The organism is Pseudomonas sp. JAI120, assembly GCF_014207255.1.
GTDB lineage: Bacteria > Pseudomonadota > Gammaproteobacteria > Pseudomonadales > Pseudomonadaceae > Aquipseudomonas.
Genome location: NZ_JACHCZ010000006.1, coordinates 163,064 through 180,677 on the forward strand (window position 1 = coordinate 163,064; position 17,614 = coordinate 180,677).

Sequence of the window (17,614 nt, forward strand, 5' to 3'; positions counted from 1 at the left end):
TTGAACCCATGTTTTTCACTGCCGTGGCTCAAGGTCAATGATTATGCTCGATACACGCAAATCCCTCGACGTCTTTTCCGTGTCCACGATGATGGTCCTGTGCCTGTTATGGGGCGGGCAGCAGGTGTTGATCAAGCTTGCCGCGCCGCAGCTCGACCCACTGATGCAACTGACCATTCGATACGCCATTTCTGCGCTGATCCTGGGCGGTTACCTGTGGTATCGCCAGGGCGCGGGGCTGTTCGGCGACAATACCGTTAGTGCGGGCATTGTGGTTGGAGTCCTGGTGGCCCTGGAATCGATCTTCATTGCTGAAGGCCTGCGATACAGCAGCGCCAGCCATATCACCGTGTTTTTGTATACCGGCCCATTGTTTGCGAGTTTCGGCCTGCATTTCCTGCGCGACGAAGAGCGACTCAGTGGCAGCCAATGGTGTTTCGTGGTGCTGGCGTTCCTGGGCATCGTCATTACCTTCATGGGCCGAGGTGACGCGGCTCAGGGCAACACGTTGCTCGGGGACGGGCTCGGGCTGCTGTCGGGCGCCGCATGGGGCGCCACCACCATCGCGGTACGTACGTCGGCGCTGGCCAGCGCGCGGCCGGAGAAAACTTTGTTCTACCAGGTGAGTATCGCAACGCTGCTGATATTCCCGTTGACCTTTTTCATGGGGCACTCCACCTTTGAAATCGACGGCGCAGTGGTCGCAAACCTGACATTCCAGACCCTGGTCCTGGTGCTGGGGACGTTCCTGGGCTGGTACTGGTTGTTGACCAAATACCTGGCGTCGCGCCTGTCCGTGCTGCAGCTGTTGACGCCGGTGGCGGGTGTAGCCCTGGGAGTGGTGGTGCTCAATGACGCGCTGGACCTATGGTTTGTTTGCGGGGCCTTGCTGGTACTGATCGGCATTCTCGGCGTCAGCGTGCTGGAGGTCCTGACCTTGCGCCGCGCAGGCGTGACCTCGCACCTGGCGTCCGAGGCGTGATGCCGTTTTCTCTTACCGCCAAGGGGCAAGCCGCCATGGATATGAATGACAGCAATACGCGCGCCCAGGTGCAGTCCACCCGCATCGGCATCGTCGGCTCCGGTCACCTGGGGATCGCCCTGGCCCAAGGCCTGATTGCCGCGGGCTTGCCCAGGACCAACCTGTTGCTCGGCAATCGGCATTCGAGCGCGGCCCAGGCCAGGCTCGAAAAGGCCGGGCTTGGAGACCGATATGCCGCCAACCAGCGAATCGCCGATGAGTCGCAGTTGATCCTGCTGACGGTACGGCCCCAGGACTACCGGGCGTTGAGCGGGCTGGCTCTGAAACCTGGCACGGTGCTGGTTTCGTTTATTGCCGGTTTGCCGGTTGAGCGCATCAAGTCGCTGTTCCAACCGCCACCCCAGGTCATCCGCGTAATGGTCAGTGCCCCGGACACGATCGCCGACGCCTGCGCCATCGGCGCGCGTTACGGCGCAGATTCAGGCTTGGTTGATGCGCTGCTGCGTCAACTGGGGATTGAGCTGATCAAGCTGCCGTCCGAGGCCGAATTCGACGCTTTTACCGTCTATGGACCCTGCTTGCCCATCGTATTGACCTACTGCGAAAGCCTGGCCGTGAGCGTGTCTCAGGAGGCCATCGCCAGCGGCGCCACCGCCTGCAACCTGCCGGCATGGGGCAAAGTGATTGCCTGGGCCAATGCCGTCAGGCCACGGGGGTTGGACGACCGCGCCCGGCGCGATTATCTGCTCAGCGCCACGACGCCAGGAGGCGTCACGGAAGCATTGCTGGAGGCCGTAGGAGAAGGCTTGGCGCTATCAGACTGCTTCCGGGCCGGCATTGCGCGCAGCCAACGGCTGGCGAGCTGAAACGACAACTACCCAGGCGACATCTATCGAGGAACGACAATGAAACATACGGCAACGGAAAGTGCATTGGTGACCGCTTCTCACCAGCTCAATGGTGACAAGGAAGTACTGCGCAGCTTCTACGATGAGTGGGCGCAAGGCTACGTGGAGACCGCCTTTGGTGAGGACTATGTCGGCCATTGGGTTTGCGCAAAGCTAGTGGATGGGGTTGCCCATGCGTTGGTCAAGTCGGGCAGACCGCACAGTGCGCGCATTCTGGATGCCGGGTGTGGTACTGGATTGGTGGGGGAGCAGTTGGCCGGGATCGGATACGGCGATATCGATGGGGTCGACCTGTCTGCCGGCATGATAGAACAGGCACGCAAGACTAACGCGTACGGACGGCTCATCGCCGATGTCGACTTGAACGTGAGCAATCACGCCATTGCCGACGCCGACTATGACTTGGTGGTCTGCTGCGGGGTGTTCATCGACGGGCATGTGGCCGTCACCGCACTCGATGAATTGCTGCGTGTTACGCGCAGCCCAGGCTACTTGATCGTCAGTACGCGCCAGAGCTACCTGGACCATGAACCTTTTGTCGCGCATGTCGAGCGCCTGTTAGCAGACGGCAAGGTGCGCGTGGTCATGCGTATTGAGCGGGGCAACTACATCAACGTCGACACCGCCGACTATTGGGTGATTGAAAAAACACGCTGATCGATGACATGCTTCTATGAGCTCAACGGGCGGCTTCCTCGACGGCGGCTTGGTAATACAATTTAACCTGCTCTTGAATGTTGCCTTGGGGAGATATAGCACAGACGCGGTGCAGCTTTTTTGATGGGCAGGTTTTCTAGGATCTGGTATTAGCTGGCGAACCGAATTTACAGTTCGGCCACGTGACATCGCGGCGATATGCCAAGGGCGGGCAGGAACGTATTGGCAGACCCGCGCTTGATGCATGGCACTGCGTCGTCAGGTTGGCTGCGCTCTAGTCGGATAACTTTTGTTCATGGTACTGAAGAGGGCGCGGATTGGTTTGGTGTAATCCAGCTAACAGGCCAATGCACAGCAGCAAGATCATCGCTGCCGCTATACCGGTGGGGTGCTTGAGTACGCCTGCGAGAAATGCCAGGAGCGTTTTTTGCCTTGGGTGCGCGTGCTGCCAGTGTCAATCATCTATTGATGATTGCAAAGATGTTTTGACGCTGGTTTTGGGGGCTCCATATACCGCTTTCCAACTCTATGCAGATGTAACGCTATTTGATCTTAAGTAGCGATTCCACGGGCCTTGTCAATGCGCTCTGCTACCTGGTAAGCCGCTTCCAACTCCGAGAAGCCGTTTTCCTGCATCAGCGTCCAGCGCTCGGCTTTTTCCTCGGGCTCCGTCATGGCCAGGGCGAGATAGAGGCTGGGCGGTACGGCCCGAAACAGTGTTTCAAGTTTTTTCGACAGCACGACTCCCTCAGTGTACTTCCCCGGCTCCTTACTGGCAGAGAGCAGCAAGGCTTTCTGCGCGGGCGTTAGCTTTTTAAATCGTGCGATTTCCTCAATCTCCGCGGGTGGCATATTCAAACAAATCCACCATTCGATCATGTTGAGCATGGTCTGCGCAGCCGTGGGAAAATCGGCAAGGTTTTGCGTGGCGAGCCAGAACCAAGCGCCGAGCTTGCGCCACATCTTGGTCCCCTTGACCACGAATGGCGCCAGCAGCGGGTTCTTGGTGATGATATGGCCCTCGTCGGTGACCATGATGATCGGTCGGCCTAGGTACTGGTCGCGCTCGGCAAGGTTGTTCACGGTGTTCATCAGGCTGATGTAGCTGATGGACATCTGTGCCTCGTAGCCTTCGCGAGCGTAAGTGGCGAGATCGACAATGGTCACATCGCTCTCGGGCCAAGGCGTGCCCTCGCGATCGAACAGTTCACCCTCGAAACCCTGGCAAAACAGGTCGATGGACTCGCCCATTTCCTGTGCACGCTCGCGACGCTTCTCCGGCAAGTGCGGGTCGGAGGCGACGCGCAGCAAGGCGTGGCGCACGTCGCGGGTCAGCACTTGACGGCCCGCGGTGACGCAGGTTTGCGCCGCATCGAGAATACACTCGCGAATCAAGCTACGATCAGCTCGACTCAGTCGCGCCTCTTCCTTGGCCTCGCCGCCGGTGATCATCAGGCGAGCGGTGATTTCCAACTCGCCGAGAACATCGCGCTGGTCTTCGCGACTGGCTACTGCTTCATCATCCCACTTATCAATGGAAAGACTCGCCACCTGATCTGGTTGTTCGACCAAGCGCCAGGCATCGCCGAATGGGGCGAGACTGACCGGGGCGCCAGGTTTCAATTGGACCTTGTTGATCGACAAGCCCTGTGTGGCGAAGTAGTCGCCCTGCAGGCCGAACGAGTTGCCAGCCTCTACGATAAATAGGCGAGGGCGGTATATAGCCATGATCTGCATCAACAAGGTGACTAGGGTCGCTGACTTGCCGGCGCCGGTGGGGCCGAATAACAGCAGATGGCCGTTCATAGCCCGGTCTAAACGTGACAACGGATCAAAGCTCAAAGGCGAACCACCACGATTAAACAGCGTGATACCCGGGTGGCCGGTGCCAGTGCTGCGGCCCCAGACTGGAACGAGGTTTGCCAGGTGTTGGGCGAACATCAGGCGTGTGTACCAGTTACGTGTGTCGCAGGCTGGGTTGTAAGCCATCGGTAACCAACGCAGGTAGCTGTTGCAGGCGGCGACTTCATCGCCCTCACGCACCGGTTGTAGCCCTGCACCCAGCAGCGCGTTCGTCAGGCCGACTGAGCGTTGGTGCAACTGCTGTTCATCGTGACCGCGCACATAAAATGCCAGGGTGCCGCGGTACAGCTTGTGCTGTCGGCCAATGATCGCACGAGCCTCTTCAACATCCTGACGGGCCTGAGTCGAAGCCAAGTTTTCACCAATGGCTTTGCGTGCCAAGCGGTTTAACTGATCCTCGAGTACATCCTGTGGTTTGACCACCAGGGTCAGGCTCATCACTGTGCCTTCGGGTAATTGATCGAACAGCGCATTCACCGCGTCTCCCTTGCGGATTTCGCCAGTGAGTTGACCAATCAATGGCGCCCGGCGCAGTTTATCTACCACCATGACCCGGTGGGGCTGATCATCAAAAAGCCAGAGTCCATGCTGCACGTCCGAACGCGGTTCGTTGAAGAACAACCGTTCGGCAAAGTCGTGATCGAAGGGCAGTTCCAGCGACTCGCCTTCGCCGGACTCTGGATAGGCCACGCGGCTGTAGAAATCTTCGGGCGATTCATCTGTGAGCTTGGGGGCTGGATTGAACCAGGGCAATAACCAAGCATACAAACCTCGGCCATCGACTCGCGTCGATTGCACCCCGCACGCCTGCAACGAAACAGCGATACGTTCGCAAGTTTGTTGCAGCGATTGCACTGGGTTGAGTCCCGCCTCCTCACCGTCAGACTCAAGCCAGCGATAGATCACCAATCGCACCCGACGGTTATTTCCTCGCCAGGGCAGGCGCGTGACTGCCTTATCCTCGAACAGGCCGCCGGGCTTGGAGATGGCTTTCAGATGTCGGCGAATAAGTTCCAGGTACGCTTCGGTGAAAACCGTGCCTCGGGCGCTGTCATGAATATAGTCGGTGAGCCGGGTCAGGTAGGGGGTGAAGTCGTTGTCGTCCTGGCAGAAAAACTGCGCCACCCAAGGCGCTTGATCCAGCTCATCAAAGCTATCCTGCAGGGCATCTTCGAGGGCATCGCGGGCTGCCATTAGCCAATCGGGTTCGCGCCCTTCGGTGCCTATGGGCAGTAGCTCGAAAACCGCACCCACAGAGCGATTGTCATCTAGTAGAAAACACTGCTCGGTGTCGAGGTATTCGACCCACGGTAGGTGGTCGGTGAAGCTGGGATTGTGCGCATAGAGCGCAGCTTCATCGGCCAGTGTGGCGCGGGGGCGCAATGGGGTGCGCCAGGCTTTCCAGGCATAAGTGCGGTTCCCCGCATCGTTGCTACACATTACAGATCTTCCTGACGTTCACCCGGCAGTGCGTACTGCACCCGTTGGTAGAATGGAAAGACGGTGGAGTACCCCGGTACTGGTGCCTGCTCGGTACCACTCAGATGCGGATACACGTACATCACCAAATCAGGATTGGGCAGGCGAGGGAACAGGTTGCGAATTTCATTCGCTGCTGTACGCGTATACGGTTCCTGGAGCGCAGCGGAGAGATCTGTTTGAGCCAACGGGCGACGCAACTGTTGCCGAGCATCCAACAGTTGCTGCTGAGTACCCTGTGAGCCGGCGCCGTTCCAGATGTCCAGCATGGTTTGCTCGCCATGCGGCAAAAGTGTGTCCTTGTCGGTGGAACACCCCGTCAGGACCCAGCAGAGCAAGCTAATCCAGATCAGATAGAGACGTAGGATCTTTTTCATGGCGAACGCTCCGGCCCTTAGGCTCGTAGTCGATGGTGATCTCATGGTCGAGGTGAAGGGCGACTTCTGCTGCCGGTGGTACGTACACGGCAGCAAAGGCTTCGCCATACAGTCTGTTGACCCACTCTCGAATGTCGCTGGCCCCACCACTGAGAATTGAGGTCAGTGCGCTATTACCACTGTTGTTAGTGACCCCGAAGGCACTGCCGCCCGAGCTGATCACGCTGCTGTTGTTTTGCTCATTCCCGAGCAGGGCGGCGACGCCAGCGCCGGCAGCAGTGATCAGGCTCTGACTACCGAGGTACTGTTGGGCGTTCGAGCGGCGGTCGCCGGCGATGCAGGGAATACCATACGGATCGGACAGGTAACCAAGTCCACCGCGGATCTTGTCGGTGTTTGAGCTCTGGGTGGTGGAGGCATTGCGGCTGGATACCGCTTTCGGCTGAGGCACCGTGCGGATGGTGCCATCGGTAAACACAAAAGTGATCGACTCGACCTGTCCGCGTACGCAGGACAGCGTCCAATCACCGGATGCCGTGCCGCTCATTACGGCACCTGCGATCTCTGGCAGGTCGATGCCGTTGGCCGTCAGGTTCTCCGGACCGACCAGCACCTTGAATGGATAGGGATCGTTCACGGTGCCATCCACCGGGAGTCGGCCAATCAGCGCGGTCATGGCGACCGAGCCCATCAATGTCGCATTTTCGGGAATGGTATAGACGGGCTTCGCACCTTCGGTACGATCACCGGATCGCGTCAGGTCACGCTCACCCTTGGTGACCTCGCGTAACTGCTTCTGGCTGCGGTCGATGGCATTGTCCTTCAAACCCTCCAGCGAGTTGAAGGCAGTAGGCAGGCTCGATGTGGAGGAGGTCTTGGTTTCGCCTCGGGCTTCGGTGGGGGGAGCATCCGAGGGCTCAATCCACTGCAGCGCATCATTGGCAGAATGCTGTCCTTCGAACTGAGCGCTGTCGCCCGGCTCAAGCCCCAATCCGACCGGCATGTCCTTGCCTTTGCCGGCCAGCCCCGACAACTGCTCTTGTAATTGCGTCAGCAGACCGCGAGCCTGACGACTGTCTTGTTCCGCTTTGAGGCGTGCTTCATTGGCTTGTCGGCGGCCTTCGTCTACCTGCTGGGTCACACTGCCAAGTGCCGTCTGAATACGCGAGTCGACGCTGTTTTCCCGCTCACGTAGACGGTTGTTTTCCGTTTGCAGTGAATCATTGTGTTTCTTCAAACCGAGCATGTCGCTGCGCATGGCCTTCACTTGGCCTACCAAGGTGGCGACCGTGTCGCGTGGGGTATCGCCCGCAATACCGAGCGACTTGGCTTGCTCGGCAGATAATTGAATATCGCCCTGATCAACTGGGTGCTCTGGAGAAGGCGTGCTGCCTCCCGCGACCCAGCTTTTCATGATGATCAGTACCACGCCCAGCAGCGCAGCCGGTACCAGCCATTTGAGCAAGGCGTTAGCCTTCATCGTCAGCACCTCGCGCAACGGGCGGAAGCATCAGGGCGTGTTCGAGGCCGGCACCGCGAGTGATGAGGTAGGCAATCGTGGTGTCTTCCGCACTGCCGACCGGCCCGAGGAAAGCATGCTGGAAGGTCCCGGAGAACAGTTTTGCCTGAAGCTGACGCGGATCTAGTTGCACCGTCGCTGTACCTCGATTGCGCAACTTCACGGCCGTCACCCAATAGTCACCGAGCCGCCAGGCGGCGATGGGTGTGCTGGAAATGTTTTCGCTCGGTAGCAGGGTCGGCAGTTCGGTGCGCAGCTTGAGCGGCACGCGCCGTACGCCGGGCAGGGATTCGACGGTGCGCAGCGGGCCGTACAGGCTTTGCGCGGCGTAGCGCGTCAAAGCGGCCGGGATCGGCGTACGTTCTGGAACAGGGACGGTGCTCGATTCAGACTCGATAGCTTGCATCGGAGCATTCTTGAGAATACGCACGGGCTCCAGGGGTTGATCGCCAGGCGTGGCCGCGATATCCAAGAGGATGATCTCGCCCGTCTTGACCGATTGCAGTTGCAGTCGTGTCGGTGCAATGGCTTCCGACGCGCGCAGGTACAGTGTGCCTCCGGTTGATTGCACACGCAGTTTATCCTTCAGGGTGGAAGGCACGCCGACACGAACAGCTTCGTCGACAAAGACCACTCGTTCCTGATTGATCACCAGTGGGACCGCGAGCGGTAGGCGCTCCCAGTGCATCAGTTCGACGGCCTGCGCTGCAGCGCCCGATAGCATTAGTGTGAGGGTGAGTCCCAGGGTAGAAATCTGCTTCATGGCTCACCTCCAGGCAGGAAGATTTTTTGCGGCGTACCCTGATAGCAATCCAGTGCAAGGCCCCACTTATTGCGTTCGGGGTCCAGATCGAAACGCACCACCCGTAACGGATAGCGCACGACCACCCGTTTCACCGGTTCGGCGGCGTAATACTCATCAGCGTTGAGGTCGAGTGTGACCAACCAACTGTCGCGATCGAGTTGCTTGACCCGCAGTTCCGGATCTTCACTGTAGCCTCGGCCTAGAATTTCGTAGACGCCACGCACCCGTTGACGCAGTTCGCCGGCGGCCTTGCGATACTCGTAGTCGCCGTCGAGGAAGGCCTTGCAGGCAGGTGTCAGGTAGGACTGCAAGCCATAGATGGCGCGGCGATAATCCTGCTCGCCATCCGAGGGCCAGCGGTTGAGTTGGCCAAAGATGTACAGGGCAAAGGCATACACATTCTCTGGGGGAACATCCCACCACTTGCGCGTGCTGCCCGAGCGCAGATCAGGGGGTACATGCACGGTCAGATCGGTCGGTGCTGAGCGCCAGCCATACCATAGTCCGGCGCTGAGCAGGGCGAGCATCACTATCGCCAGACGCAGGCTGCAGATATGAGCCTGTTGGGCATCGACCTTGTTTCGAAATCGACTCATGGCTGCCACCGGGACAGGGCAGGGCGCAGTCGACGCGAACGGCGAACTGTCCAGGCACCGGAGTGGAGAATCAAACTTCCACGCCCCAGGCGCCAACGGCTGGCGAGTATCCATTCGAGCTTGCGGTACAACCAGGTCTCCGGACGAGCCCGTTTGGCCCGACGCAGTAGTGTGCCCCCGATCAATAAAACCACTGTCATGCCTGCGATCATGCTGGTCGGTGCCACGGCAATCGAGGCGGTGACGATCGCCAGAGGAATGCCCACCAGTAAGCCAATGACGGCGCCGGTGCCTAGGGCTACCCACATTTCATCATTGGTTAAACCGCGCAATACAGCTGGATCACGATTGAGTCGCTCTGGCAGAAAGACCAAAGTGCCGTCGGCAAGACGTTCGATAGTGTCGTTCATGCCAACCTCACAGAATCGCGGCAGCCTTGGTGAGAAACCAGATGATGATCACCACCAACAGGGCGCCGATACCGACTACCGCGCCGAGGTCTTTCCAGGTCTTGCGCTGGTTTTGGACATCGGCGAATACAGTCAGGGAATGCCAAGCCACGCCGAGAAACGCGAGCAGGGCAATCAGCAGGCCTAGTAGAATGCCGGCGTCGTAGGCGTAGTTTTTGATCGTCTCGATCAATCCGGAACCTTCGCCTCGGGAAGGCGCCTCCATGGTCGGTAGCTCGGCAAAAGCTAGGCCTGGACCAAGGACTAGCAGCAGACCTATTAAGCGTTGGCTTGCACGATCACGCAGGTTGTTTTTAAGGGGGACAAGGCACTTGAGCATGATGGCGATCTCCGATGTTAGGACAGGGTGAAGAACATCAAAATCAGCAAGGTAAGCAGTACGCGCGCAGCGCTTCCGCCGAAGGCTCCAAAACGCACATTGCCGGTGGCCCAACCTCGGTAAGCGGTCCACATCACCCAGGCACACCACAGCAAAGCCAGGACGAGAACCAAGGACAGCCACAGTGTCAAGCTGCTCTGTGCCGAGAAGCCGGAAGCGTTTTGAAAGGCGGCGGTCTGGGCGTCAGTCATGCTCATGGCGAGGACTCTGCGTATGGTGTGTCGAGACGGTATTCTCCGACCAGCTCAGTGGCGTCGCGGGGTTGAGCGCGGGAGGGGGAGAGATAGTCCTGCACACCCTGGCGGATGCGCTGGATGTCTTCTGTTAGGCGGGGATAGTCAAAGCGGTAACGCTCCACTGATCCAGTCGAACTAGCTATCTGGGCTCGTATTGCAAGATGTTCGATCGCATCAAATTGCTGCAAAATCAGACTCAACTGATCCTGTTCATGAGCAGATGCGGCATAGCTGCCACTATTGAACGTGGTCAGTAGGAGCAGACAGCAGATTCGGCAAAATACAGTTGGCATGTGGGTAGCCCATTTGGTAATTGGGGCTAGCATCCAACTGACGGCTAGGGCTCAGCAGTAAAAAACACGAAACACGCTGCGTCATTTTATTTCGTTACAGGCGCCGATCATGTAGCGAGCTTGGTCATAGCGTTTAAGCTCGTCTCCATGCTTAAGTGCTTCCAGCTACTTGGCGGTGGCGCTACGCGCAGTCCGCGAAAGTAAGACTGCGCGTAGTACGTTTCAACATCCGTGTGGGCGGCCGCAGATGGGTTCTGGTCACGGCAATGCATGGTTGTAAAGGAGGAGGACAGGCCATAGTCGGGCCAGATCACGGTGCATGATCGGCCCTCTCACCACTACAGCTGAAACTTGCTCACTTCCTGCTGAAGGCTGGTAGCGAGCTTCTTCAAGCCACCGCTGGTCTTGAGCAGTTCTTGCACTGATACGTTGTTCATTTCCGCCATTTGCGCGGTGCGCTCAACATTGCGGGCAACGTCCTGGCTGGCCGCAGTTTGCTCACGCAGCGCGAAGGAAATCTGATCGACGACCTGCAGCACTTTTCCCGAGCTGTCACGGATCTCGACGATAGCGGCGCCGGCGGTACTTGCCGTTTCCACGCCCTGATTCACTTCCAGTACACCACCGCGCATGCTTTCGACGGTATCGCGCACGCCAGCCTGGATTTTCTCGATCATGACCGCGATCTCTTGCGTCGACTTACCCGTATTCTGTGCAAGCAGGCGCACCTCATCGGCCACCACGGCAAATCCGCGACCTTGCTCGCCCGCCCTAGCCGCCTCGATGGCGGCGTTAAGCGCCAGCAGGTTGGTTTGGTCGGCAATGCCTTGAATCACGCTGATGATTGAGGAAATCTGCTCGGAATGCTGGCCCAACCCCGCCACCTGGGTGGAGGAGTGCTGCACGGTCCTGGCAATGCCGTTCATGCTGGACAGTGTATTCTCGATGACTCGCGCACCGTTTTGGGATTGCTGGCCCGAACGGCTAGCAAGTTGGTGGGCCTCATCGGCGTTTTCGGACACGTGATGGATGCTGACGGTCAATTCTTCAATGGTGGCAGCCATCATCGACGCCGACGTCGACTGTTCCTGAATCGCGCTAGAGAGTTGCTCTGACGCTCCTGAAATTTGTTGCACGGAAACCATCAGTTCATTCGCGGCCTGGCTGATCTGTTGAATCATTTCCCGTAGGCGTTTCTGCATGCGGTCGAAGGCTTTGGGCAGCTCGTCATGGCTGCTGGTGTCGATCACTGTATCCAGTTTTCCGTTGGCAATCGCGGTAGCAGCATCAATCGCCAATTGCAACCGCCGGGTGGTACTGCGCCCCAGCGTAGCCGCTAGAATCAACGATAGGATTGCCGTCGAAGCCCCGCCCAGTATCAGAATCGTGAGGGCGAGACGTTTGGCATCGAGCATTTCCTGGCTTCTCGTCGCCAGCAATGTGTTCTCGGCGGCGGTGATTTCGGCCAGCGTCTCGCGCATGCCGTCCATCTTGGCTTTATCTGCACCGGAGGTGATGCGAGTGTCTAGCTCGTCGTCAGGCATATTGCGCGCCGTCAGGCTTCTGCGCAGAGCTATAATTGGATCGATGTTTTCAGCGAGCCAACGCTTTTGTGTGTCGCCCAAAGAAGCCAACCGCTGCTGCTGTGCCGGATTATCCGCCGTCAAACGTTTGAGCAGGTCCAATTGCTCTGAAAAGCGCTTTCCGCCCTCCACTAACGGCTCTAAAAAGGTATCTTTTGAAGTTATGACGAAACCCCGCATACCGGTTTCGATATTGATCAATTGTTCGAGCGCCGATTGGGCAGCGCTGATGACTTGATAGGTATGAAGGTTACTATTTGTAGCATCCTCCACTGCTTCGAAGCCTTTATAAGCACTCGCCACCAGCATACCGATCAGTATAACTACTGTTGTGAAGCTTAAATAAAGTTTTTGCGAGATGCTCAGTTTTTCGAACATTTTGTTCTTTCCTGAAACGCCTATCCGTGGCTCGTATGAGGGATTTTGTTCTGGACGTGAGAAAAGGGTGTGCGAACATTAGATATCGACCATCATAGTTTTAACTTTAGACATGACCTGGAAATATCTCGATGAATCGCCTCAAGCTTTTTGGACAGGCAGACGTTCGTTCAGATCCAGATCAACGTCTTTAGGAGACACCAGTGGTGTAGCTCGACGCAGAATGGGCTTTGACCGGCGTTAACGTAAACCAGGTCGGCCTAATCAATTGTTATCAACAATGAATGCCGCCATTTCCTTCCAGTGATTGGTTGCAGCAGCCATGAGTATTGTCGCCGTATTGCCTAGATTGACCGGAATGGTTTAACACTCCAACAGTGAGCTCTATCAAAGATATTTTTTGAACGTTGCCGCGGTGATAGCAGTTGCTATTCCGAGCATCACCACGCAAGGCAAAAAAATCACCATGGGGTTGAGCGAAAACGGTAGGGATAGGTAAATAACCCAGGGCACGATCAGCATTGGTAACACTGCTCGCTTAGCGCGGTGGTAGACAAAGCTGCTTTCTAGTCCCGAGCCAAATTTGCGCAGGTCACGACGCATTAACCCATCAACAAGGCCAGTGATCATGCCTAGCAAGAACAGTGGCATGGCTAAGACCAGAATGGTCAGGCGCACCACAAAAGTGAAGGTGATGTAGACCGAAGCCAGCACGAAATCCTCAATAGTCACGTAGAGCTTATTGGTCCATCCCCAGAACCCGTTGCCCTGGCTCGATACCCTGGCTTGCCGGGCAAAGTCCGCAAATCCAGTCTTGACCAACAGCCACTGATTGAGGAAGTCCAGTACCTGAAGGATCATCTGCCCAGGTTGTTTGAGAATGAGTGACGATTTGAAATGGTCGCTAAGCCAGCCCAGTTCATTGACCAGCATGACTTGGCTATGTCTCCAGCCTTGTTCCCCCCAAAATAAGAGCAGACCTGCCCACTCGATCAAGATCGAGAACAGTAATGAGGCAATCAACAAACCGATGATGCGCAGGACCAAGCCGATCGCCGAAATAATCAACCCAGGACGCTGGCTCGATTGTGGCGGCGTGTTCTGGACGGAAGTCGCCATTGATAACTCCATTGCGTGTTGCCGCGTTGATGTGGGCACGACTCTATCTGAACCATCTGCTGTTAAATCGAACAACTAGGTTGGGCTATCCGACCTGATCCAGATTGAAGTTTGTAGTTGGTCCACCGCCACCCGCACTCCACCATTGACCCGCCTGCTCGTTGTAAGCCGCTCGCATCATCTGGGTGAGCTCCTGCAAGTCCTTGGGCATGGCATCGTCGTTAGAGTGTTTTGGCAACGGCATGCGGACTTTCCAAAGCTGACCACCAGCCTGGAAGGAGAACATTTGCCCCTTGGGCAAACTGACGATGTGAGCCGGCTCGATCAGCGGCACACTGGTGCTGCTAACACGGTCCTGTGAGGATGAGGTGAAATCCGTGTTGGCCTCGGGATCGGAGGTGTCGGTGGCACCCGACACCAGCGTCCTGGTCAGCACGTTTACCTTGGGCAACTGTTGGGTGAGTAGTTCAGCGGTTGCTGTTTCGCGTACCCGCAGCATCTGCAGGGTGTTGAAGTTACCAATCACCTGGCCCGCCTTGGCGCGGTTGCCGATACGTGCTTCGATATCGCTGAGGGTTTGGGTGTAGGCCGTCACCTGGATACCTGCACCGCCGCCCTTGTTTATCAGTGGGATAAACTCATCGCCCATCAACTCGTTAAACTCATCAGCATGCAGGTTGATTGGCAGTTTTCCACCAGCGTTGCCAGATCTAGGCAGCCCATGGTCAATGCCATGTTTGTAGATATGTCCCGCGACCGAGACCAAGTCGGCGAACATTGAATTGCCCACGGCGGCGGCCACTTCGGCATCAGTCAGCGCATCCAGGCCAACGTAGACGATGCCGCGTTTTCGGATGATCTGCATCCAGTCGAAGATCGGCCGCGGGTCATCCAGGTCGGTGTAGTTGGGAGCCAGTAACTGAGCGGTCTTGCCGGTGGTGAGTTTCTCCAGCAGCGGCAGTAGCGAGGCCACGATTTTGTCGAAGTAAGTGCGGTCGTAGCGCACCGCTGAACGCAGTCCGTCCATTACCGGATCAAATACACGCTTCACCGCCAGGTATTGCTCGATGGCCACAACCCGCTTTTCGCGTCCTATCATATGCCGCGGAATGTTCTTCTCGGTGAGCTTGCCTTCGAGCTGGACGATCACTTCCCACGCCTTCGGGTCGGTCTTGGCGAAAAACTGCTGGGCGTATTCGATGAACAGCGCATCGATGTTGACCACATGCCGTTGGATCTGCAGGTAGTCCGGACGCCGGCCCAGTTCGATCAAAGCCCGGGCAATAATGTTGACGAAACGCCATGCGAACTCACGGAAGGCTGCGGAGTTACCTTCACCACTGAGCTGCCCAGCAATGCGAGATGCCACCTCAGAAATACGTCCGAAACGTCCCACCGCGTTGTAGCGGGCGGAGATTTCTGGCCAGCCCAGATGGAAGACATAAAACTCTTTCTCCCGACCGGCGCGTTTGGCTTCGACGTACATTCGCTTGAGCAAGTCGGCGTCGCCCTTCGGGTCGAAGACAATTACTACCTCATGTTCAATGCGGTGAATGTCCTGGGTGATGTACACCTCGGCGAGTCGCGTCTTACCGACGCGGGTCGTGCCCAGCACCAGCGTGTGACCGACCCGTTCGCCCAGTGGCAGACTGACTTCCGTTTCATCGGGCTCGACCCCATGCAGCAAGGGCGAGCCTCCTACCGGTGCTAAAGGGCGCAACGGATTGAAGGCGCTGTCCCAGGCGGTGACACGGGACAATATCGAGAGCGGAAACGGTGCATGCTCAAGGGACCGTTCGAGACCACGGGCTAGGCGATAACGGGCCGGTTGGTCGACATAATGGGCGACCGCTGGATCCTGAGCCTCGACCAAGCGCTGGGTATGCAGGCGGCTCCAGCGAAACCCTCGCCCCATGAACAGACGCTTACAACTGACCGGAATCTGCCGACTGGTCAGCTCGTAGCGGGATAGCCGACGGATATTACTCCGATAGCGCAACACCTCCCAGGCTTGTCGCAGGCGGATCAGGCCGAATAGGGTATAGGCCAGCGCTGCAACCAGCCCGATCTCGGGTGACAGGGCCACAGCCCAGGGCGAGTACACGCACAACACCGCGGCGGCGATGCAGATCGCTACGTTGTACAACTCCACCGCCGGCCGGAGCTTTGACTCCATCGCATGCTCTGCCATGACCTGGACTCACTGTTCCAGTGAGGTGTCGGTGATCAAGACGGGGTAGTGCTCGATCTGCAAGCGGGTGGCGATGTCGTTACCGTTGACCGGCAGGATGCTGATGCCCGGGGCGGCGGCTCGAATCCGGGCCAAAGCTTCGGTATCGGTTACTTCAACCGCTAGACCGGCTGCGCCCATTTCCTGCAGTTCAGGCGCGCGTTGACGCAACCAAGCCAGTGAGTGGGTATCCTCACCCACCAGGAAAAATGGCCGTAAGCCCGGCATGTTTAGGGCGCGAGACTTGATTTGGCCGGGACTCAAGTGAGAGCTGCGAACGGGTAATATCCAGGTTTCATCGGCAAACCTGGACAAGTCCGCATGCATGGCGCGACCAGGCTGGAGATTGTTGTTTATGGGCGCCATGGCAACTTGAAGATGGGGACGGGTGAAGCCGCCAAACTGGTCCTCTGCAACGGATTCTTTCGACTGGGCGAAAGCAGCCAAGAGAAGGGAGAAGTAATAGGCAGTAGGAATTCGTTTCATGGTGGTGTGCCTTGTTCAGCGGACGCCTGTAGTCGTGCGAGTTGCCGGGAGAATCCATCGCGGTAACGCGCGGCGGGTAAACCTCCCGCAGGGCGGTGATAACGCCCTGCGGCTGAAACCCAATCGCCGGTGACGGCGTGATGCTCTTGCAGCAGGGCGGCAGTCACAGCCAGATTGCGGTAGGGTTCGAGAGTTTCGCAGGGACCGGAAAAACGTTGTCCGTGATAACCCAGGTTGGTTTGCCCAAGTCCGGCGTCGACCCGTTTAGCGTCATATTGTGTGAGCGCCTGGAGCAAGGCGTGACATGCGGCCTGGCGAGTGGCGAAACGGTAGGGTGTTCCGGCGATATTCAGGGTCCAAGGCCACGGCAGCAGTCGATCACGGACGCGAATACCGCTCTCCTGTAAGGCAATCGCGAACAACACCGTAGAAGGAATGTTGGCGTCATGCGCCGCCAGTTGATAAGCCGGAGGGGGAAGTTCGTTAGCCCGAACCGCGTGCACCGTCAGCAGGAGGGCAATAGCAATCAATCGAGACGTTGCCATTGTCCATTCACCTGTTGAAATGTGACGGGTAATGGTCTTGGGGCGCCCAGGCTGAACCAGCGACCACGGTCATGGTTCAGGGTGATCTGTCGGCGTTGAACCTTGACTGGATCGATGTCCGCTTGCCGAGCCCAGCTGCGGACGCGTTCATCCTCGCCTTGGCTGCCCACCAGGTAGATATCGAACGCCGTATCACTGCTTTGCAGACGCTGTGCTTCGGCGGTGCACGCAGAGCAGTGGTCTTCGACAAACAGAGCTCGGCGCGGCTCTACCGGTGAGCTAGCAGAGGGCGGGGATGCCATACCCTGAACCGGCAACCGCCCCGGAAACAGCTTGGCCCAGGCCGCTGTGTAAGCGTTTTGGTAGGCCAATTCACGCTCGGCGCGCTTGGCTTCCAGTGCTACCTGTAATTCGGCATATCGCTGGCGCTCTTGGTCGGTCTGGGCCTCAACCCCTAGGGCGGTCAAGGGGTCGAGGTTCGGGCTCCAGAAACCGCGTGGGCCGGCTTGGATCTGTTCGAAACGTGTCCATTCCTGCTCGGTCACGCCCCAACTCGCCGCCTGTTCAGAGTCAGAGCGCCCCAAGGGCGCGACCTGCGTGTCCTGGTTCCTTGACGGTGTCGTGACGGGGTTGCCCATCGCAGCGCCTATGGCCAGTAGCGAAGCGAGACAGACGATGGGGAGTAGTGGGGCTCTGTTCATGATCGCTT

At 57.8% G+C, this 17,614-nt stretch carries 18 protein-coding genes; 3 read left to right on the forward strand and 15 right to left on the reverse strand.

The genetic code is table 11. The features are described 5' to 3' along the window. The first annotated feature begins 43 nt into the window (after positions 1 to 43). The 3 genes from HDC32_RS26555 to HDC32_RS26565 are packed head-to-tail and all read left to right on the forward strand — an operon-like array spanning position 44 to position 2,547. A complete protein-coding gene (locus HDC32_RS26555) occupies positions 44 to 982 on the forward strand; it encodes a DMT family transporter (protein ID WP_145338261.1) in 939 nt (312 codons plus the stop codon). Continuing rightward, positions 982 to 1,848: a pyrroline-5-carboxylate reductase gene (locus tag HDC32_RS26560; RefSeq protein ID WP_178116797.1), complete on the forward strand. Its 867-nt coding sequence runs from the start codon at positions 982 to 984 to the stop codon at positions 1,846 to 1,848. Before HDC32_RS26555 ends, HDC32_RS26560 begins: the two co-directional genes overlap by 1 nt. Before the next feature lie 39 nt (positions 1,849 to 1,887). Further along, positions 1,888 to 2,547 carry a class I SAM-dependent methyltransferase gene (locus tag HDC32_RS26565; protein WP_145338263.1) on the forward strand — a complete coding sequence of 220 codons (660 nt, stop codon included), beginning with the start codon at positions 1,888 to 1,890 and terminating at the stop codon, positions 2,545 to 2,547. Between the two features lie 552 nt (positions 2,548 to 3,099). Here the strand turns inward: HDC32_RS26565 and HDC32_RS26570 are convergent. From HDC32_RS26570 to HDC32_RS26640, 15 genes are all read right to left on the reverse strand, one after another. Then, a complete protein-coding gene (locus tag HDC32_RS26570; RefSeq protein ID WP_145338264.1) occupies positions 3,100 to 5,850 on the reverse strand; it encodes a conjugative transfer ATPase in 2,751 nt (916 codons plus the stop codon). Then, positions 5,850 to 6,266, reverse strand: a complete 417-nt coding sequence (locus HDC32_RS26575; RefSeq protein WP_032871020.1) for a TIGR03751 family conjugal transfer lipoprotein — start codon at positions 6,264 to 6,266, stop codon at positions 5,850 to 5,852. The genes HDC32_RS26570 and HDC32_RS26575 overlap by 1 nt, the downstream gene beginning before the upstream one ends. Next, complete coding sequence (locus HDC32_RS26580) at positions 6,229 to 7,746, reverse strand: TIGR03752 family integrating conjugative element protein (protein WP_145338265.1); 1,518 nt, start codon at positions 7,744 to 7,746, stop codon at positions 6,229 to 6,231. The genes HDC32_RS26575 and HDC32_RS26580 overlap by 38 nt, the downstream gene beginning before the upstream one ends. Next, complete coding sequence (locus tag HDC32_RS26585; protein WP_145338266.1) at positions 7,736 to 8,548, reverse strand: TIGR03749 family integrating conjugative element protein; 813 nt, start codon at positions 8,546 to 8,548, stop codon at positions 7,736 to 7,738. Before HDC32_RS26585 ends, HDC32_RS26580 begins: the two co-directional genes overlap by 11 nt. Then, on the reverse strand, positions 8,545 to 9,186 hold the full coding sequence (locus HDC32_RS26590) for a PFL_4703 family integrating conjugative element protein (RefSeq protein WP_145338267.1): 642 nt from the start codon (positions 9,184 to 9,186) through the stop codon (positions 8,545 to 8,547). The genes HDC32_RS26585 and HDC32_RS26590 overlap by 4 nt, the downstream gene beginning before the upstream one ends. Then, a complete protein-coding gene (locus HDC32_RS26595; RefSeq protein WP_060766747.1) occupies positions 9,183 to 9,596 on the reverse strand; it encodes a TIGR03750 family conjugal transfer protein in 414 nt (137 codons plus the stop codon). Before HDC32_RS26595 ends, HDC32_RS26590 begins: the two co-directional genes overlap by 4 nt. A 7-nt stretch (positions 9,597 to 9,603) precedes the next feature. Beyond that, positions 9,604 to 9,975, reverse strand: a complete 372-nt coding sequence (locus tag HDC32_RS26600; protein WP_115488893.1) for a TIGR03745 family integrating conjugative element membrane protein — start codon at positions 9,973 to 9,975, stop codon at positions 9,604 to 9,606. Positions 9,976 to 9,992: 17 nt separating this feature from the next. Then, positions 9,993 to 10,232: a TIGR03758 family integrating conjugative element protein gene (locus HDC32_RS26605; protein WP_145338268.1), complete on the reverse strand. Its 240-nt coding sequence runs from the start codon at positions 10,230 to 10,232 to the stop codon at positions 9,993 to 9,995. Next, on the reverse strand, positions 10,229 to 10,564 hold the full coding sequence (locus HDC32_RS26610; protein WP_145338269.1) for an RAQPRD family integrative conjugative element protein: 336 nt from the start codon (positions 10,562 to 10,564) through the stop codon (positions 10,229 to 10,231). The genes HDC32_RS26605 and HDC32_RS26610 overlap by 4 nt, the downstream gene beginning before the upstream one ends. Before the next feature lie 338 nt (positions 10,565 to 10,902). Then, positions 10,903 to 12,525 (reverse strand): methyl-accepting chemotaxis protein, encoded by a 1,623-nt coding sequence (locus HDC32_RS26615; protein ID WP_145338270.1) that lies wholly within the window; start codon positions 12,523 to 12,525, stop codon positions 10,903 to 10,905. A gap of 387 nt (positions 12,526 to 12,912) precedes the next feature. Beyond that, on the reverse strand, positions 12,913 to 13,644 hold the full coding sequence (locus HDC32_RS26620) for a TIGR03747 family integrating conjugative element membrane protein (RefSeq protein ID WP_145338271.1): 732 nt from the start codon (positions 13,642 to 13,644) through the stop codon (positions 12,913 to 12,915). A gap of 85 nt (positions 13,645 to 13,729) precedes the next feature. After that, positions 13,730 to 15,835 carry a type IV conjugative transfer system coupling protein TraD gene (gene traD / locus HDC32_RS26625; RefSeq protein WP_145338272.1) on the reverse strand — a complete coding sequence of 702 codons (2,106 nt, stop codon included), beginning with the start codon at positions 15,833 to 15,835 and terminating at the stop codon, positions 13,730 to 13,732. 9 nt (positions 15,836 to 15,844) lie between these two features. Then, positions 15,845 to 16,360, reverse strand: a complete 516-nt coding sequence (locus tag HDC32_RS26630; RefSeq protein WP_145338273.1) for an integrating conjugative element protein — start codon at positions 16,358 to 16,360, stop codon at positions 15,845 to 15,847. Beyond that, entirely contained in the window at positions 16,357 to 16,905 is a 549-nt protein-coding gene (locus HDC32_RS26635; protein WP_145338274.1) for a lytic transglycosylase domain-containing protein, read from the reverse strand. Before HDC32_RS26635 ends, HDC32_RS26630 begins: the two co-directional genes overlap by 4 nt. Beyond that, on the reverse strand, positions 16,887 to 17,606 hold the full coding sequence (locus HDC32_RS26640; protein ID WP_145338275.1) for a TIGR03759 family integrating conjugative element protein: 720 nt from the start codon (positions 17,604 to 17,606) through the stop codon (positions 16,887 to 16,889). Before HDC32_RS26640 ends, HDC32_RS26635 begins: the two co-directional genes overlap by 19 nt. Positions 17,607 to 17,614: the final 8 nt, after the last annotated feature.

What these genes read in the sequence shown, in the direction of transcription:
- HDC32_RS26555 (WP_145338261.1), top strand. Translation starts at nt 44, where the DNA reads ATGCTCGATACACGCAAATCCCTCGACGTCTTTTCCGTGTCCACGATG.
- HDC32_RS26560 (WP_178116797.1), top strand. Translation starts at nt 982, where the DNA reads ATGCCGTTTTCTCTTACCGCCAAGGGGCAAGCCGCCATGGATATGAAT.
- HDC32_RS26565 (WP_145338263.1), top strand. Translation starts at nt 1,888, where the DNA reads ATGAAACATACGGCAACGGAAAGTGCATTGGTGACCGCTTCTCACCAG.
- HDC32_RS26570 (WP_145338264.1), bottom strand. Translation starts at nt 5,850, where the DNA reads ATGTGTAGCAACGATGCGGGGAACCGCACTTATGCCTGGAAAGCCTGG.
- HDC32_RS26575 (WP_032871020.1), bottom strand. Translation starts at nt 6,266, where the DNA reads ATGAAAAAGATCCTACGTCTCTATCTGATCTGGATTAGCTTGCTCTGC.
- HDC32_RS26580 (WP_145338265.1), bottom strand. Translation starts at nt 7,746, where the DNA reads ATGAAGGCTAACGCCTTGCTCAAATGGCTGGTACCGGCTGCGCTGCTG.
- HDC32_RS26585 (WP_145338266.1), bottom strand. Translation starts at nt 8,548, where the DNA reads ATGAAGCAGATTTCTACCCTGGGACTCACCCTCACACTAATGCTATCG.
- HDC32_RS26590 (WP_145338267.1), bottom strand. Translation starts at nt 9,186, where the DNA reads ATGAGTCGATTTCGAAACAAGGTCGATGCCCAACAGGCTCATATCTGC.
- HDC32_RS26595 (WP_060766747.1), bottom strand. Translation starts at nt 9,596, where the DNA reads ATGAACGACACTATCGAACGTCTTGCCGACGGCACTTTGGTCTTTCTG.
- HDC32_RS26600 (WP_115488893.1), bottom strand. Translation starts at nt 9,975, where the DNA reads ATGCTCAAGTGCCTTGTCCCCCTTAAAAACAACCTGCGTGATCGTGCA.
- HDC32_RS26605 (WP_145338268.1), bottom strand. Translation starts at nt 10,232, where the DNA reads ATGAGCATGACTGACGCCCAGACCGCCGCCTTTCAAAACGCTTCCGGC.
- HDC32_RS26610 (WP_145338269.1), bottom strand. Translation starts at nt 10,564, where the DNA reads ATGCCAACTGTATTTTGCCGAATCTGCTGTCTGCTCCTACTGACCACG.
- HDC32_RS26615 (WP_145338270.1), bottom strand. Translation starts at nt 12,525, where the DNA reads ATGTTCGAAAAACTGAGCATCTCGCAAAAACTTTATTTAAGCTTCACA.
- HDC32_RS26620 (WP_145338271.1), bottom strand. Translation starts at nt 13,644, where the DNA reads ATGGCGACTTCCGTCCAGAACACGCCGCCACAATCGAGCCAGCGTCCT.
- traD (WP_145338272.1), bottom strand. Translation starts at nt 15,835, where the DNA reads ATGGCAGAGCATGCGATGGAGTCAAAGCTCCGGCCGGCGGTGGAGTTG.
- HDC32_RS26630 (WP_145338273.1), bottom strand. Translation starts at nt 16,360, where the DNA reads ATGAAACGAATTCCTACTGCCTATTACTTCTCCCTTCTCTTGGCTGCT.
- HDC32_RS26635 (WP_145338274.1), bottom strand. Translation starts at nt 16,905, where the DNA reads ATGGCAACGTCTCGATTGATTGCTATTGCCCTCCTGCTGACGGTGCAC.
- HDC32_RS26640 (WP_145338275.1), bottom strand. Translation starts at nt 17,606, where the DNA reads ATGAACAGAGCCCCACTACTCCCCATCGTCTGTCTCGCTTCGCTACTG.